Origin of the sequence: Providencia alcalifaciens, from assembly GCF_020271745.1 — a bacterium.
Classification (GTDB): domain Bacteria; phylum Pseudomonadota; class Gammaproteobacteria; order Enterobacterales; family Enterobacteriaceae; genus Providencia; species Providencia alcalifaciens_B.
The window spans coordinates 1,957,181-1,973,905 of the sequence record NZ_CP084296.1; the positions used below are offsets into that span (position 1 = coordinate 1,957,181).

A 16,725-nucleotide genomic window follows, 5' to 3' on the forward strand; every position below is an offset into this window, starting at 1 on the left:
GGTTGTTTTACTCGCTTTGTTTAAAAAGAAAGCGGTTGAATAAAAATATTCAAAAAACACTTGCGAGATTTTGGCAGCTCCCTATAATGCGCATCCGTTGTCACGACAAACCGGCTCGAAGAAAACCTCGAAGCCCCGTGATAACAGAGGTGAAGAAAGAAAATAGTTGAAAATAATCGCTTGACTTTCTAAATAAAAAACGTAGTATACGACACCTCGCGACAACGACCTAAAGTTGATAATCGTAAAGATTAAGTCGCACCGCTCTTTAACAATTTATCAGACAATCTGTGTGGGCACTCACAGGACACTATCAAAAAAATATTTGATTTTAAGTCTTGAAGAGTGACTAACACGTTAATTCATATATATGAACTAATAGGTAATTTGGTTTCTTCGGAAATCAAACGACAGTAAACATTCTTTGAGCATCAAGCTTTTTAATTGAAGAGTTTGATCATGGCTCAGATTGAACGCTGGCGGCAGGCCTAACACATGCAAGTCGAGCGGTAACAGGGGAAGCTTGCTTCTCGCTGACGAGCGGCGGACGGGTGAGTAATGTATGGGGATCTGCCCGATAGAGGGGGATAACTACTGGAAACGGTAGCTAATACCGCATAATCTCTTAGGAGCAAAGCAGGGGAACTTCGGTCCTTGCGCTATCGGATGAACCCATATGGGATTAGCTAGTTGGTGAGGTAATGGCTCACCAAGGCGACGATCCCTAGCTGGTCTGAGAGGATGATCAGCCACACTGGGACTGAGACACGGCCCAGACTCCTACGGGAGGCAGCAGTGGGGAATATTGCACAATGGGCGCAAGCCTGATGCAGCCATGCCGCGTGTATGAAGAAGGCCTTAGGGTTGTAAAGTACTTTCAGTTGGGAGGAAGGCGTTGATGCTAATATCATCAACGATTGACGTTACCAACAGAAGAAGCACCGGCTAACTCCGTGCCAGCAGCCGCGGTAATACGGAGGGTGCAAGCGTTAATCGGAATTACTGGGCGTAAAGCGCACGCAGGCGGTTGATTAAGTTAGATGTGAAATCCCCGGGCTTAACCTGGGAATGGCATCTAAGACTGGTCAGCTAGAGTCTTGTAGAGGGGGGTAGAATTCCATGTGTAGCGGTGAAATGCGTAGAGATGTGGAGGAATACCGGTGGCGAAGGCGGCCCCCTGGACAAAGACTGACGCTCAGGTGCGAAAGCGTGGGGAGCAAACAGGATTAGATACCCTGGTAGTCCACGCTGTAAACGATGTCGATTTGGAGGTTGTTCCCTTGAGGAGTGGCTTCCGGAGCTAACGCGTTAAATCGACCGCCTGGGGAGTACGGCCGCAAGGTTAAAACTCAAATGAATTGACGGGGGCCCGCACAAGCGGTGGAGCATGTGGTTTAATTCGATGCAACGCGAAGAACCTTACCTACTCTTGACATCCAGAGAATTTAGCAGAGATGCTTTAGTGCCTTCGGGAACTCTGAGACAGGTGCTGCATGGCTGTCGTCAGCTCGTGTTGTGAAATGTTGGGTTAAGTCCCGCAACGAGCGCAACCCTTATCCTTTGTTGCCAGCACGTGATGGTGGGAACTCAAAGGAGACTGCCGGTGATAAACCGGAGGAAGGTGGGGATGACGTCAAGTCATCATGGCCCTTACGAGTAGGGCTACACACGTGCTACAATGGCGTATACAAAGAGAAGCGACCTCGCGAGAGCAAGCGGAACTCATAAAGTACGTCGTAGTCCGGATTGGAGTCTGCAACTCGACTCCATGAAGTCGGAATCGCTAGTAATCGTAGATCAGAATGCTACGGTGAATACGTTCCCGGGCCTTGTACACACCGCCCGTCACACCATGGGAGTGGGTTGCAAAAGAAGTAGGTAGCTTAACCTTCGGGAGGGCGCTTACCACTTTGTGATTCATGACTGGGGTGAAGTCGTAACAAGGTAACCGTAGGGGAACCTGCGGTTGGATCACCTCCTTACCATTGAAGTGTACTTGTGAAGTGCTCACACAGATTGTCTGATAGAAAGTAGAGCAAAAAGCGCGTCTGCGAAGCTGACTGTAGTGTCCCCTTCGTCTAGAGGCCTAGGACACCGCCCTTTCACGGCGGTAACAGGGGTTCGAATCCCCTAGGGGACGCCAATTGCGCGGAGAATGAGTGAAAGACGTTCCCCACAAATAATGATTAAGCCAATTACGTTGTAGTTGGTTTAACAATTATGCTCTTTAACAATCTGGAACAAGCTGAAAATTGAAAACAACGCACATTGTTTATCGCTTAAACAATGTGAGAGTCTCTCAAAAATCTCAACTTGAAAGTGTTCAATTGGCCGTCGGGTCAGTTGATAAAAGACACCTTCGGGTTGTGAGGTTAAGCGACTAAGCGTACACGGTGGATGCCTAGGCAATCAGAGGCGATGAAGGACGTGCTAATCTGCGATAAGCGTCGGTAAGGTGATATGAACCGTTACAACCGACGATTTCCGAATGGGGAAACCCAGTGCAATTCGTTGCACTATCGTTTGATGAATACATAGTCAAACGAGGCGAACCGAGGGAACTGAAACATCTCAGTACCTCGAGGAAAAGAAATCAACCGAGATTCCCCTAGTAGCGGCGAGCGAACGGGGAGCAGCCCAGAGTCTTAATCAGCATTAGCATCAGGAGAACGGTCTGGAAAGGCCGGCAGTAAAGGGTGATAGCCCCGTATCCGAAGGTGTTAGTGTTGTGAACTCGACGAGTAGGGCGGGACACGTGTTATCCTGTCTGAATATGGGGGGACCATCCTCCAAGGCTAAATACTCCTGATTGACCGATAGTGAACCAGTACCGTGAGGGAAAGGCGAAAAGAACCCCGGCGAGGGGAGTGAAATAGAACCTGAAACCGTGTACGTACAAGCAGTGGGAGCACCCTTGTGGTGTGACTGCGTACCTTTTGTATAATGGGTCAGCGACTTATATTCTGTAGCAAGGTTAACCGTATAGGGGAGCCGTAGGGAAACCGAGTCTTAACTGGGCGAATAAGTTGCAGGGTATAGACCCGAAACCCGGTGATCTAGCCATGGGCAGGTTGAAGGTTGGGTAACACTAACTGGAGGACCGAACCGACTAATGTTGAAAAATTAGCGGATGACTTGTGGCTGGGGGTGAAAGGCCAATCAAACCGGGAGATAGCTGGTTCTCCCCGAAAGCTATTTAGGTAGCGCCTCGTGAACTCATCTTCGGGGGTAGAGCACTGTTTCGACTAGGGGGTCATCCCGACTTACCAACTCGATGCAAACTACGAATACCGAAGAATGTTATCACGGGAGACACACGGCGGGTGCTAACGTTCGTCGTGAAGAGGGAAACAACCCAGACCGCCAGCTAAGGTCCCAAAGTCATAGTTAAGTGGGAAACGAAGTGGGAAGGCTCAGACAGCCAGGATGTTGGCTTAGAAGCAGCCATCATTTAAAGAAAGCGTAATAGCTCACTGGTCGAGTCGGCCTGCGCGGAAGATGTAACGGGGCTAAACTATGCACCGAAGCTGCGGCAGCGATATGTAAATATTGTTGGGTAGGGGAGCGTTCTGTAAGCCTGTGAAGGTGTGCTGTGAGGCATGCTGGAGGTATCAGAAGTGCGAATGCTGACATAAGTAACGATAATGCGGGTGAAAAACCCGCACGCCGGAAGACCAAGGGTTCCTGTCCAACGTTAATCGGGGCAGGGTGAGTCGACCCCTAAGGCGAGGCAGAAATGCGTAGTCGATGGGAAACGGGTTAATATTCCCGTACTGGTGATAATTGCGATGGGGGGACGGAGAAGGTTAGGCTGGCCGGGCGACGGTTGTCCCGGTTTAAGGATGTAGGCAGGTGAATTAGGCAAATCCGGTTCACTATATGCTGAGGTCTGATGACGAGTCACTACGGTGGCGAAGTAGCTTATACCCCGCTTCCAGGAAAAGCCTCTAAGCTCTAGATTATCATTAATCGTACCCCAAACCGACACAGGTGGTCAGGTAGAGAATACTCAGGCGCTTGAGAGAACTCGGGTGAAGGAACTAGGCAAAATGGTGCCGTAACTTCGGGAGAAGGCACGCTGGCATTAGGTGAAGTGGTTTACCCATGGAGCTGAAGCCAGTCGCAGATACCAGCTGGCTGCAACTGTTTATTAAAAACACAGCACTGTGCAAACACGAAAGTGGACGTATACGGTGTGACGCCTGCCCGGTGCTGGAAGGTTAATTGATGGGGTTATCCGTAAGGAGAAGCTCTTGATCGAAGCCCCAGTAAACGGCGGCCGTAACTATAACGGTCCTAAGGTAGCGAAATTCCTTGTCGGGTAAGTTCCGACCTGCACGAATGGCGTAATGATGGCCAGGCTGTCTCCACCCGAGACTCAGTGAAATTGAACTCGCTGTGAAGATGCAGTGTACCCGCGGCAAGACGGAAAGACCCCGTGAACCTTTACTATAGCTTGACACTGAACATTGAGCCTTGATGTGTAGGATAGGTGGGAGGCTTTGAAGCGTGGACGCCAGTCTGCGTGGAGCCAACCTTGAAATACCACCCTTTAATGTTTGATGTTCTAACGTTGCCCCATTATCTGGGGTGCGGACAGTGTCTGGTGGGTAGTTTGACTGGGGCGGTCTCCTCCCAAAGAGTAACGGAGGAGCACGAAGGTTGGCTAAGCATGGTCGGACATCATGCGGTTAGTGCAAAGGCATAAGCCAGCTTGACTGCGAGAGTGACGGCTCGAGCAGGTACGAAAGTAGGTCTTAGTGATCCGGTGGTTCTGTATGGAAGGGCCATCGCTCAACGGATAAAAGGTACTCCGGGGATAACAGGCTGATACCGCCCAAGAGTTCATATCGACGGCGGTGTTTGGCACCTCGATGTCGGCTCATCACATCCTGGGGCTGAAGTAGGTCCCAAGGGTACGGCTGTTCGCCGTTTAAAGTGGTACGCGAGCTGGGTTTAGAACGTCGTGAGACAGTTCGGTCCCTATCTGCCGTGGGCGTTGGAAGATTGAAAGGGGCTGCTCCTAGTACGAGAGGACCGGAGTGGACGCACCACTGGTGTTCGGGTTGTCATGCCAATGGCATTGCCCGGTAGCTAAGTGCGGAAGAGATAACCGCTGAAAGCATCTAAGCGGGAAACTTGCCTTGAGATGAGTCTTCCCTGACCCTTTAAGGGTCCTAAAGGAACGTTTAAGACTAAGACGTTGATAGGTTGGGTGTGTAAGCGTAGCGATACGTTGAGCTAACCAATACTAATGAACCGTGAGGCTTAACCTGACAACACCGAAGGTGTTTTAGAGAGATTAAGTTGATTCAATAAAGTGGAAGCCACAAGGTGGACACACAGCTTGTTCAGGATTGATATTCTGGTTTAAGAAAAGACTTAAACGGGAATAAACAGAATTTGTCTGGCGGCAATAGCGCGGTGGTCCCACCTGACCCCATGCCGAACTCAGTAGTGAAACGCCGTAGCGCCGATGGTAGTGTGGGGTCTCCCCATGTGAGAGTAGGGAACTGCCAGACATTAAATTAGCCGAGAAGCCACCCATTGGGTGGCTTTTTTGCGTTTGAGGGGGATGAAAAAGGGGGGATAAAGGCAATATTATTATCCTCTGAAGCAGTCCCGTCGAAAGCGTTCCCTTTAGACCGGGCGAATAAAAGCACTTTAACGGTGAATCGCTGATCCGACATAATCTCAAATCTCAAATCTCAAATCTCAAATCTCAAATCTCAAATCTCAAATCTCAAATCTCAAATCTCAAATCTCAACTGCGTTGTGCTTACTCTCTAACTGCTTCTATTTAAACGCTATCATGCAAAAACTATCATCCGAAAATTTTTATTTGAAAAACTATAAATCTTAAAATGTTCTCTACTTTAGAATAAAAAAGCCTAAGCCATTTTAGCCATTATATTGTAATAAAAGACTTATATATTAATTTGTTATATTTCAACGTGCTTATCAAAAGAGTATCTGGCCACAGATAAAAATGAATGTGTTGTGGCTGACGTAATATAGAAGAAGGATTAGGAAGAAAAATTCAGCAACGGGTATTTTTCCCAGATTTTTTTAAACCACGGAGTGAATTTTTCAGGATGAGTACTGATTTCTTGGGCTAAAGTTTCAAGGCTAACCCAGCGGGTAGCACTGACTTCTTCAGGATTAGGAATGACTTGTTTGTCATAGTAGCCCACAAATAGGTGGTCATACTCATGCTCAATTAGCCCGCCATTAACATCCGCTTTATAAATAAACTCACCAACATGAGTTAATGAAGTTGAAAAACCGAGTTCTTCCGTTAAGCGACGTAAAGCTGCACCATGGGTATCTTCTTGTGGCCTTGGATGGCTACAGCAGGAATTAGCCCACTGTCCAGCGGAATGGTATTTATGAAATGCGCGTTGTTGAATGAGTAATTCATTCTTATGATTAAAAATGAAGATAGAAAATGCACGATGCAGGCAGCCTTGCTGATGAGCAAGTAGTTTTGGCATGCTACCAATCGGCGTGTCTTGTTCATTAACTAAAATAAGCTGTTCTTCTATCATAGGGGATCATCTGCATCAGTAAGAGTCAACAACAAGCTTATTATAACTGGAAAAAATGACTTGTAGATTAGAGCTATTAATAGCCTTCGCTAATTAGCAATGGGAGATTGATAAAGTACATTCATAGCTAGATGAATTGATCATTTAGCTATGAATGAAGATGGTATGATGAAGAAATATTATTTTTGTTGAAGCACCCAGACAGCAGCTTCAACTCTAGATTTTAGATTTAGTTTTTTAAGTAAATGTTTTACATGTACTTTTACTGTGCTCTCTGCGATATCTAAATTTCGAGCGATCATTTTATTTGATAATCCTTGAGCTATAAGCTCTAAAATATCGGATTCTCGTGGCGTTAGCGCGATAGCGTCGCTTTCATTTTGTGATTGATTTTCTCTTAATGATTCGGCAAGAACGGAGGTTAATGTCGGGCTAACCACCATTTTTCCACTTGCGGCTTCTTTGAGTGCGATAATCAGTTCTTCAGGTTCCATATCTTTTAGCAAATAACCATCAGCACCCCGTTTAAGCGCACTGATCAAATCGTCACTATAATTTGATACGGTAAAGAGAATAATTCTACCTGAAAGTTCGCGTTTTCTGAGTTCATCCAGGGTTTCAAAACCATTCATTCCGGGCATATTGAGATCTAAAAGGATCAGGTCAGGATCTTGTTCTTCTGCTATTTGAATTCCTGTTTTGCCATCTCCAGCTTCACCAATAACCTGAAGTGAAGGCTCTAAGCTAATCAGCTGTTTTACACCATTTCGTAGCATTGGGTGATCATCAATAAGTAGGATCGTTGATTTTTCGGTCATTATATTTTTAGTCTCCATGAATGATTTGATCCGGTGTTCTAAATATCAGATGCTTTAAATGTCAGATAAAGGGAATGTAACTTTCACTTCAGTCCCCCCTTCGGTACGTTGAGTAATGTAACACTCGCCATTCAGGCTAAGTGCTCTTTCTCTCATAATAATGAGGCCATAATGGTTAAGTTTATTTGGATTGTCATCGATACCATTACCGTTATCATCAATTGTAATGGTGACGGTGCCTCTATTTTGGCTTAATGAAACTTTAGCCCAAGTTGCATTGGCATGCTTCAAAATATTACTCAGAGCTTCACGAATAATTTGTATTATGTGAATAGATTGGTGTGGCGAAATACTTTTCGCTGGAATTTCATAATTAAGTTGAATACTAAAGCCAATACGCCCACTAAATTCACCTAAAGTGCTTTTGAGGGAAGGTAATAGACCTGATTCAGTGAGTTTCAAGCGGAAAGTGGTCAATAATTCTCGTAACTGGCTGTATGCAGTATTAATTTCTGTACGCATCTCATTGAGCAAATGTAGAGTTGTTTCTGGTAATGGTTCTGGTTGCATTTGCAGATAGCTAATTTGCATTTTTAAACATGAAAGTGATTGTGCGATAGAGTCATGAAGCTCTCTGGCAATCGCGGCACGTTCATCCATGATCAGCAGCTGTTGTTGTTGCTCTATTTGTTGCTCCATGGTGAGCATACCTGAAATCTGTTTCGCAAGCATAAGAACCAATCTGTTTTTTTCATCAGAAAATGGTTTATTTTGTTCAATTTCACCGATAATTACACCATATCGGTGCATGTTGTCAGAGAGATCCCACTGCAACGTTTGATATTCTTTCACTGAATCATTGTTTAATGGATGCTGATCAGTGGAAGATAGCTTTGTTTTATCTACTTCGAGATTGGTTGTGGAATAAGAGATTTCATGGAAATATTGTTCATTGCTATCTTCATATAATTTGAGACGCAAGTTTTCTAGCTGTGTAATGTTTTTCAGCTCAGCGAGAACTTTTTGTAATCTTGAATAAAGCGTTTCCGATGAGTGTAATATTTGATTTGATTGATAAAGATATGACAAAACACGGTTTTTAGCGAGTAAGTCCGCGGTTTTTTCTGCCACACGTTCTTCGAGTTGGTGGTAACTTTGCGCCAGCTCATCAGACATATGATTGAGGGTTTCACCTAGGGCATTGAGCTCATCTTGCTTATTATTTTTCATGGGATAGCGCTGAGTAAAGTCTTTACGCCCAATAGCATTAACCATAGAAAGTAGTTTCATCCATGGGTAATAAATTTTTCGTCTTAAATGCCAGATTGTTCCCATCAACAGTAAAAAGACTAAGCTAATAAAAATAAGCTGAGTCATCGCAACGTAAGCAATTTTTCTCTCAGTTTTATCATCAATGTTATGAACTAACTCATTGAGCATATTAACAAAAGTAATGACTTCATAGCGTGCATCATCAGGCGAAGATGCTTGAGTGAGTGCAGGTCTTAGAGTATTCAGCCAAAATTCATGTATTTTATTAAATTCAGGAGTGAGATTTTCAATTTTAACCACTTGGGTGAGGTCAGGGCTGAGTAAGTCTTTTTCTAATTCATCAAGGTAATTTTGGCTGTGTTGGTTTATGGGTGTTAAAGAAAGTAGACGGTAACTTTGCATGCGCAAGGAGCCTGATGTGTTAATGGCATGAGCGTTGCCTTGTACACTGATGATCATACGGTTGGAAATCGTCATACCTATAATGCCCAAAACAGCAATAAGCAGCATTAACCCAATAACCTGATTGATGATCGAAAATCGTCGGTGAAGTGTCGGCATTCTTTCTTTTCCTGATACAAAATAAACTGACTATTACCATAATGTATTTAAGGATATTAGTCAGTTTTTAGCTTTATTTTGTTTTTTTAAATCGAGCAAAAAAATTAATAATGAAAACAATAAATAAACCGATAACTAATCCAAAAATTAAATTAAGAACGGAAGGTGTCAAAAATTGTAGTGTATTACCAACAACACTGATGCTACCTGTTTTCTCTGCTATTTTTTCGAACCATAAATGCAGATAGGTAATTCCGTGAGTGAGTATGCCGCCTCCGACCATAAACATCGCAGCAGTTCCTACAACAGATAATGTTTTCATTAAGTAAGGGGTTACATAGATTAACCCATTACCGCATTTACGCAGCAAAGTAGATGCTTTTTTCTGTAGATAGAAGCCTAAGTCATCTAGTTTGACTATACCTGCAACTAATCCATACACCCCGACAGTCATGACAATGGCAATAATTGCTAAAACTGCAAATTGGTTCAGGAGGGTTGTTGAAGACACGATACCTAAAGTAATAGCGATAATTTCCGCAGATAAAACAAAATCAGTACGGATTGCACCTTTAATTTTTTGTTTTTCAAATGCTGCTATTTCTTGTTCCGAAAGCTGAGCCTCTCGTACAGCTTCTGATGGTGAAGCCTCATGTTTGTGTAGATACTTATGAGCAAGTTTTTCAGCGCCTTCAAAGCAGAGATATGCGCCTCCAATCATTAATAATGGTGTGACTGCCCACGGAATGAAAGCGCTAATCAATAATGCGAGTGGGACTAAAATGAGTTTGTTGATGAATGAGCCCTTTGCGACAGCCCAGACGACAGGGATCTCTCTTTCAGCGCGAACGCCAGTGACTTGTTGTGCATTTAAAGCGAGGTCATCACCCAGAACACCGGACGTTTTTTTTGCTGCCATTTTTGTCATCACTGACACATCATCTAAAACTGCTGCGATATCATCTAATAAGGCAAGTAAGCTACTTCCAGCCACAGGAGGATCCTTTTGTTAAGGTGAGGTATAATTGACATTTCTTAGGTAAGATAAGTCAAAATTAGTTCACAGCGATTTGATAATTTGAGTAATTATAGGGATAGGTAAAGTTACCCCTATCATAACAGTTTTGCTTTAATTATGAATTTTTCATAAAAGACTAGAATATATTTTGTCATTATCATCATTTTTAATGAGCGTAAGGTTAATCCATGTCCCCTCAACCTGTATTGAGTATCGTTGTTGCGGTTTATAACGGCGAGAAGTTTTTACCCCATTTTTTTGATAGCTTAATTGCGCAAAAGCTCGAAAATTGGGAACTGATCATTGTGAACGATGGTTCAAAAGATGATAGTGAATCGGTCATTCGTCAATACGAGAATAAGTTTGATAATATCAAAGTACTCAATCAGGAAAACGGCGGTGTTTCCGTTGCGCGTAATACCGGAATGGCTGTCGCAACAGGGAAATACATCACTTTCCCTGATATTGATGATGAAATTGATGCCAGAATGTATGGGCGCTTATTAGAGATTGCCTTAGCCGGGGATCTGGACGTAGCAACTTGCAATGGTACTTACGTGTACACCAACGGGGATGCGCCAAAAGCTATTTTCCCACCAAATAAAGTGCCTTCTACTGGCGTGATCACGGGCCCTCAATGGTTACAAATTGGCTTGAGTTCCCGTAAATTTCTCCATGTAACTTGGTTGAATCTGTATCGCTTGTCATTAATTCGAGAACACAATTTTACCTTTGAACCGAGATTACACCATCAAGATATTCCTTGGACTACCGAAATGCTGCTCGTTGCTAAACGCGTGCAGTTTATCAATGAACAATATTATGAATATCTGATCCATAACCAATCCGTTTCTCACTCCTTAACCGGAGATGAGCGCTCAGTACGTAAGATCAATACCTACCTGAAGATCTTAGATATGTTGATGGATATCTATAAACGTCATCCAGAGGAAGTGAAGCAAGCACCGGCTTGTTTATGGCAAGTTGGGAAAGAGGGCTTAGGGGTTGTTTTAGCGCTATTAGCCATCAAGTCACCGGAAACACAAAAGCAGATGGTTCAGCTGTTTTTTGATAAAGGTTACTGGGATATTGTTTGGAAGCATGCCACAACGCTGAAATTAAAATGGCGTTTGATCCGTCGTTACAGCAAGTTGAAAGCCATTATCAATAACTAGTTTTCTAGCAGCCTTTCGGGGCTGCTCTCTTTTATCTTTCCTGAACTTTCCTCTATCTCCCTTCAATTTATTAAATAATTGATTAAATATTATTAATATTCATAGCGTATATTGTGATTTAATTAACATATTAATAACAAAAAAATTGAGCTTCCTCTCATAATATGGTCTTTATAGGGGTATGGTTCGCCAGAATATACACGGTGATAAATTATTAATAAGTTAATGAGTGAGGGCTAAATGGATCATTATCTGCATAAATTACCTGACCTTATTGACTCCGTGGCAACCAATCAGTTTTACCCCAATTTATTGTCATGGCTGTCCTCTTTTGTGGCTTTTGATAACGCTATTATCTATGCCTTCGAAAAAGAAGGCGCGCCGCGTTTTCTGTCGAAAGTTGAGAAGCGCAATAGTGATAGTATCAATCGTATTTATCAGCGTGGCGCTTACCTAATGGATCCTTTCTATCAAGAGCTACAAAAAGGTGGCAGCTCGAAGGTATTAACACTAAAAGAATTAGCACCTAAAGGTTTTTATCATACAGATTATTATCTTAATTTTTATCGTAAGACCGGTTGGTGTGACGAGGCGGGTTTATTGCTGGAGCTATCAACCGATAAACAATTAGGTATTTTCTTTGGTAATGAAGATCAGCCTTTTCTTTCAGATGAAAATAAACAAGCTTCATTAAAAGAAGCCTTTGATATTATTCGAAGTATTGCTCGATTACATAAGGAAGTGGTACCTAATTCAGTCTCTAGCCATTACCGCAATACTGACTTACAGACGTGCTTTGGTTTGACGCCAAGAGAGTGTGAGGTAGTTGAATTAATTTTGGAAGGTAAAGGTTCCCCACAAATTGCTGAGTCGTTGTTTATTAGCTTAGGCACCGTCAAAAATCACCGTAAGAATATCTATCAAAAATTAGAGATCAACTCTCAAGTTGAATTGTTTAATTTATTAATGGCCCCAATAAAACAGTAATTTAGTAGGCTTAGTTTATTTCTTGTATGCATCATATGGTTAAACTGAGATATTAAAATAAAGTTTTATTTTTCAATTAATTGCATGTTTCTCTCAATGATAAAATACTCCTCGCCTTTATTCCGCATTAAAATATGCAATATTTTCTATTAATATAATAACAAATATATATCATATTGAATTTAAACATAAAATATTTATATTGATTTAATCTTGTTTATAAGTAAATATTGTACCCGCGTCACAAATGTTAACTTTATGTTTCGAATGTCCCTAAAGGGATATGTAACTGTTAATGATTGGTTAAGATAATCAAGGTTATTGCAAGATACTAGATAGGGTATCCATTATGAATAACCAAGTAGAATCATTAACTTATTACTCAGCAACCAAAAAATATGACCTGCGTTTTCCAACCTTGAAAGAAGATATCGATGTGGATGTCGTGATCATCGGTGGTGGATTCTCAGGGATTAATACCGCATTGGAATTATGTGAAAAGGGAATTACCAATATTGCTATCTTGGAAGGTCGCCATCTTGGGTATGGCGGTACAGGACGTAATGGTGGGCAAGTAATGGCTGGTATTGGTCATGACCTCGATGCGATTAAAAAGCACGTTGGTTCTGAAGGTTTAGAAACGATTTTTAAACTGAGCAATATGGGCGCGGGGATCATGCGTGAGCGTATCGCTAAATACAATATTGATGCGGATTTTTGCCATGGTTATGCCTATTTAGGTAGCAACAAGCGCCAAGAAAAAACATTGCGTAGTTGGCTTGCAGATTTTAAAGCCGTCGCGCCAGATGAAGAAATTGAATTTTATACAGGTTCAGATTTAAAGCAGATTATCGGCTCTGACGCTTATACATGTGGGATCAAACACATGGGCGGCGGACATGTTCATTCACTTAACCTGTTACTGGGGGAAGCGAAAGCGGTGAGTGAATATGGCGCAAAAATTTTTGAAAACAGCCAAGTTTTGAATGTTGAGTACGGCGATACAGTGACGGTTCGTACTGCGATGGGCTCCGTGAAAGCGAAAAAAATGTTGTGGGCGTGCGATGGCTTCTTGAATGGCCTTGAGCCGACGTTATACCCAAAAACAATTAACACCTATGCCTATCAGTTAATGACGGAAGAGCTTTCCGATGAATTGATTGAACGCATTAGCCCAATTCGCGGGGCATACAGCGATATTCGCCCAGTCATCGATTATTACCGAGTGACAAACGAAAATCGCCTGCTATTTGGTAGCTCGACGTACTTTTTAGAATACATTCCATCCGACTTGAAAGAGTGGAACCGTAAATTGATGCTGAATGTTTTCCCATACCTAAAAGATGTCAAAATCGAGTTGGCATGGGGTGGTCCAATGGCGTGCAGTGCCAACTTGTTCCCTCAAATTGGCACGATCCCAGGTCATAAAAACGTGTTCTATGTGCAAGGCTATTCAGGATTTGGTGTTACGCCAAGCCAGATCGTGTGCAAGGTACTTGCAGAGGGGATGGTTGAAGGTTCCAGCCGCTATGACCTGATGAGCTCGATTCCTCATGCTGACATTATGGGGAAAGACAGCATGCGTAATGCCATTGTGTCACTTGCCAAGTGTTGGCATCAGGTATCGGGATATTGGCAAGGTCGCCGCTAAGTTTTCCTAAATTTAATGTCCATTTTTGATTTTATTACATAAGAGAAGGTAAGAAAGATGATCAGCCCATTACTGTTAAACAAGGCACTTCCTGAATTACTGAACATTGGTAGCGTGAGCAATTTAGGTTCTGTGGTTGTTGAAGGGGATCCGCAAGCAAGCGTGGCGATGATCCACGGCGAGCCAACAGATAATCTGACTTGCGGTATTTTTGCTTGTACAACAGGTAAATTTAAGATGGTTTACCCATTTGATGAAATGGCAACTGTCCATGAAGGTTCAGTGAAATTAACCGACGTGAAAACGGGCGTCACCGTGGAATACCACAAAGGCGACACTTGGTTTGCAGCCAAAGGCACTGAAGTGCTATGGGAAATTAGCGCAGCGCGTTTTGTAAAACACTATTTAGCCTGTGTGAATGCGTAATTCGATAAATTAACGAGGTGGAGATAACGATGAGTGAGTTAACCCTGTTACCAGAAGTTAGAGAATTCTTGAACCGCCAACACGGTCATTTTATTAAGGGATTGCCTGTTTCTGGCAAGGGAGATGCTTATTTTGACGTCGTGAATCCAGCCACGGAGCAAGTGATTGCGAAAGTGAAAGAAGGGACGCGTGAAGAAGTTGATGCAGCGATGAATGCGGCATATGCCGCATTTAAAGGTTCATGGGCAAATACCACGCCGATGGAACGAGGCAATTGTTTGAATCGTTTAGCGGATTTGCTTGAAAAACACTTAGAAGAGTTAGCACAACTAGAAACCTTAAGTTCTGGGAAAACTATTCAGTTATCACGTTTTCTGGAAGTGGGTTCAGCGGCCCAGTTTTTACGTTATTTTGCAGGCTGGGCGACCAAAATTAGCGGTGAAACTCTGAATGTTTCTTTGCCATCATTTAATGGCGAAAAATACTCGGCATTTACCCAGCGTGAACCCGTTGGGGTCGTTGCGGGGATTATTCCATGGAATTTCTCCATTATGATTTCCATTTGGAAATTAGCAGCGGCATTGACATGTGGCTGCACGATTGTGCTGAAACCAAGTGAGTTTACCCCTCTGACCATGTTACGCGTGGCTGAACTCGCCAAAGAAGCGGGCATTCCTGATGGCGTGATTAACATCGTGAATGGTGGCGGTCGCGAAGTGGGACCTGCTTTAATTAGCCATGAACTTTGCTCGAAAGTGACCTTTACAGGCTCTGTTCCGACAGGGTTAGCCGTTGGGCGCTCCGCAATGGAAGGAAAACTGACCCGTGTTACATTAGAGTTGGGCGGTAAAAATGGCGCTGCATTCTTAGCGGATTTATCCGTAGATAAGATTGTGAGCGGCATTATTGAAGCGGGTTATTTAAATCAAGGGCAAATCTGCGCAGCGGCAGAGCGTTTTTATATTCCATCTAAATTGATGGATGCGGTTCTGGACGAGCTAAAAGCGCGTTTATCGGCGATGAAGATTGGTTCTCCATTAGATGAAGCCACAGAAATGGGCCCATTAGCCAACAAAGCTCACTACGATAAAATTTTAAGTTTATTTGAAAAAGCACGCCAAGATGGTAGCGAAATTATCTATGGTGGGCAGCCAATTGCAGGGGCTGGTTACTTTGTACCGCCTACGATTATCCGAGCAAACAGCCCTGATGACCTCTTAATGAAAGAAGAAACATTTGGCCCAGTAGGCACTTTCCTTGCTTATGATGATGAAGAAGAGCTGATTAAAATGATGAATAGCACGCCATTTGGTTTAGCGGCGAGCGTATGGACAAATGATCTTAGTAAAGCAATGCGCATGGTTTCACAAATTGAAGCAGGAACCGTTTGGGTGAATATGCATACTTTCCTCGACCCTGCTGTGCCTTTCGGTGGCATTAAATCCTCTGGAATTGGTCGTGAATTTGGTAGTGCATTCATCGAACACTACACTGAATTAAAGTCCGTCATGGTGCGTTATTAGAGCGTTAGTGGTTTTGTTTTTTCTGTAAAGCAACAGTTTTCCCGGTCAATGCGCCGGGATTTTTTATAGAATTTTATCTTGGCGGAGAATAAATCCGGATGACACTAATTCTGTCCGGTTGCTCACATTGGCTTTGGTAAAAATATTGCGTAGATGGGTTTTTACAGTGGAAAGCGAAACACCCAACAGCAGCGCAATACGCTTATTACTGGCGCCTTCTCGCACTAAATGAATGATTTCGTGCTCTTTCGGGGTATAGGAAACCAGAGAATCGGGTCGCACATCAAATGTCATAAGCTCCGCAATTGGTAAGATTGCATTGAGCCTAATCACCTCTTCCGGCGTAAATGGCGTATCGCGTAGCACGGAAATTCCCGCCACAATCTTATTTTTACGGCGAATAAAAATCTCTGCCATATCTGCGATATGGTTTGGCTGCATAAAATCATGGAAGAAGGTTTGATCGTGCTGACGCATTTCCACTGGCATCTTCACTAAACGGAGATCCTCCCCGCGGAAATGGTCTGGATGTAGAGGGTCATGCTGGGAAAACGCAGAGAGATACTCTTCATGCATATGTGCGGAAATCCCATACAGTACATGGTTTTCTGGCTGCCAGTGCTCATTCACTAGATAATAAACCGCCGCAGAAATAGGAATGATATGGGCAATTGTATTTAGGCAGCAGTCGATTAAACCCTGTTGATTCTCACTAAATAGCGGTTGAGCCATCATCATACCCCATC

General features: G+C 43.2%; 10 protein-coding genes, 1 tRNA gene and 3 rRNA genes. 9 read left to right on the plus strand and 5 right to left on the minus strand.

All coding sequences use genetic code 11. The features are described from left to right. Positions 1-441: 441 nt before the first annotated feature. The 4 genes from LDO51_RS08895 (at position 442) to rrf (ending at position 5,522) form a co-directional block, all read left to right on the plus strand. A 16S ribosomal RNA gene (locus LDO51_RS08895) occupies positions 442-1,982 on the plus strand. 85 nt (positions 1,983-2,067) lie between these two features. Further along, positions 2,068-2,143: transfer RNA gene (locus LDO51_RS08900), tRNA-Glu, on the plus strand. A 227-nt stretch (positions 2,144-2,370) separates the two neighbouring features. Next, positions 2,371-5,276 (plus strand): 23S ribosomal RNA (locus tag LDO51_RS08905). Positions 5,277-5,406: 130 nt separating this feature from the next. Continuing rightward, a 5S ribosomal RNA gene (rrf, locus tag LDO51_RS08910) occupies positions 5,407-5,522 on the plus strand. Together the 16S, 23S and 5S rRNA genes with 1 tRNA gene alongside form the textbook arrangement of a ribosomal RNA operon. Positions 5,523-6,026: 504 nt before the next feature. On the opposite strand, the gene idi is transcribed toward rrf, so the two are convergent. From idi to LDO51_RS08930, 4 genes are all read right to left on the minus strand, one after another. Next, positions 6,027-6,548 carry an isopentenyl-diphosphate Delta-isomerase gene (gene idi, locus LDO51_RS08915; protein WP_225577174.1) on the minus strand — a complete coding sequence of 174 codons (522 nt, stop codon included), beginning with the start codon at positions 6,546-6,548 and terminating at the stop codon, positions 6,027-6,029. Between the two features lie 179 nt (positions 6,549-6,727). Next, a complete protein-coding gene (gene narL / locus LDO51_RS08920; protein WP_006662852.1) occupies positions 6,728-7,366 on the minus strand; it encodes a two-component system response regulator NarL in 639 nt (212 codons plus the stop codon). 54 nt (positions 7,367-7,420) lie between these two features. Continuing rightward, entirely contained in the window at positions 7,421-9,199 is a 1,779-nt protein-coding gene (gene narX, locus LDO51_RS08925; RefSeq protein WP_225577175.1) for a nitrate/nitrite two-component system sensor histidine kinase NarX, read from the minus strand. 73 nt (positions 9,200-9,272) lie between these two features. After that, positions 9,273-10,193 carry a DUF808 domain-containing protein gene (locus LDO51_RS08930; protein ID WP_225577176.1) on the minus strand — a complete coding sequence of 307 codons (921 nt, stop codon included), beginning with the start codon at positions 10,191-10,193 and terminating at the stop codon, positions 9,273-9,275. A 212-nt stretch (positions 10,194-10,405) separates the two neighbouring features. Between LDO51_RS08930 and LDO51_RS08935 the strand changes: the two genes are divergently transcribed. The 5 genes from LDO51_RS08935 to LDO51_RS08955 all read left to right on the plus strand — a co-directional run bounded on the left by LDO51_RS08935 (position 10,406) and on the right by LDO51_RS08955 (position 15,979). Beyond that, positions 10,406-11,392 (plus strand): glycosyltransferase, encoded by a 987-nt coding sequence (locus LDO51_RS08935; RefSeq protein WP_225577177.1) that lies wholly within the window; start codon positions 10,406-10,408, stop codon positions 11,390-11,392. A gap of 240 nt (positions 11,393-11,632) precedes the next feature. Next, a complete protein-coding gene (locus tag LDO51_RS08940) occupies positions 11,633-12,379 on the plus strand; it encodes a helix-turn-helix transcriptional regulator (protein ID WP_225577178.1) in 747 nt (248 codons plus the stop codon). Between the two features lie 349 nt (positions 12,380-12,728). Then, the gene (locus LDO51_RS08945; protein ID WP_225577179.1) at positions 12,729-14,030 is read left to right on the plus strand and encodes an NAD(P)/FAD-dependent oxidoreductase; all 1,302 of its coding nucleotides are present in this window, start codon (positions 12,729-12,731) and stop codon (positions 14,028-14,030) included. 57 nt (positions 14,031-14,087) lie between these two features. Then, a complete protein-coding gene (locus tag LDO51_RS08950) occupies positions 14,088-14,456 on the plus strand; it encodes a cupin domain-containing protein (RefSeq protein ID WP_224060114.1) in 369 nt (122 codons plus the stop codon). A 29-nt stretch (positions 14,457-14,485) separates the two neighbouring features. Continuing rightward, positions 14,486-15,979, plus strand: a complete 1,494-nt coding sequence (locus LDO51_RS08955) for an aldehyde dehydrogenase family protein (protein WP_225577180.1) — start codon at positions 14,486-14,488, stop codon at positions 15,977-15,979. 63 nt (positions 15,980-16,042) lie between these two features. Here the strand turns inward: LDO51_RS08955 and LDO51_RS08960 are convergent, their stop codons facing one another. After that, entirely contained in the window at positions 16,043-16,711 is a 669-nt protein-coding gene (locus LDO51_RS08960; RefSeq protein ID WP_225577181.1) for a helix-turn-helix transcriptional regulator, read from the minus strand. Between the last annotated feature and the right edge of the window lie 14 nt (positions 16,712-16,725).

Bases quoted from the DNA above. Each gene is read 5' to 3' on its own strand.
- idi (WP_225577174.1), bottom strand. From the start codon at position 6,548: ATGATAGAAGAACAGCTTATTTTAGTTAATGAACAAGACACGCCGATT.
- narL (WP_006662852.1), bottom strand. From the start codon at position 7,366: ATGACCGAAAAATCAACGATCCTACTTATTGATGATCACCCAATGCTA.
- narX (WP_225577175.1), bottom strand. From the start codon at position 9,199: ATGCCGACACTTCACCGACGATTTTCGATCATCAATCAGGTTATTGGG.
- LDO51_RS08935 (WP_225577177.1), top strand. From the start codon at position 10,406: ATGTCCCCTCAACCTGTATTGAGTATCGTTGTTGCGGTTTATAACGGC.
- LDO51_RS08940 (WP_225577178.1), top strand. From the start codon at position 11,633: ATGGATCATTATCTGCATAAATTACCTGACCTTATTGACTCCGTGGCA.
- LDO51_RS08945 (WP_225577179.1), top strand. From the start codon at position 12,729: ATGAATAACCAAGTAGAATCATTAACTTATTACTCAGCAACCAAAAAA.
- LDO51_RS08950 (WP_224060114.1), top strand. From the start codon at position 14,088: ATGATCAGCCCATTACTGTTAAACAAGGCACTTCCTGAATTACTGAAC.
- LDO51_RS08955 (WP_225577180.1), top strand. From the start codon at position 14,486: ATGAGTGAGTTAACCCTGTTACCAGAAGTTAGAGAATTCTTGAACCGC.
- LDO51_RS08960 (WP_225577181.1), bottom strand. From the start codon at position 16,711: ATGGCTCAACCGCTATTTAGTGAGAATCAACAGGGTTTAATCGACTGC.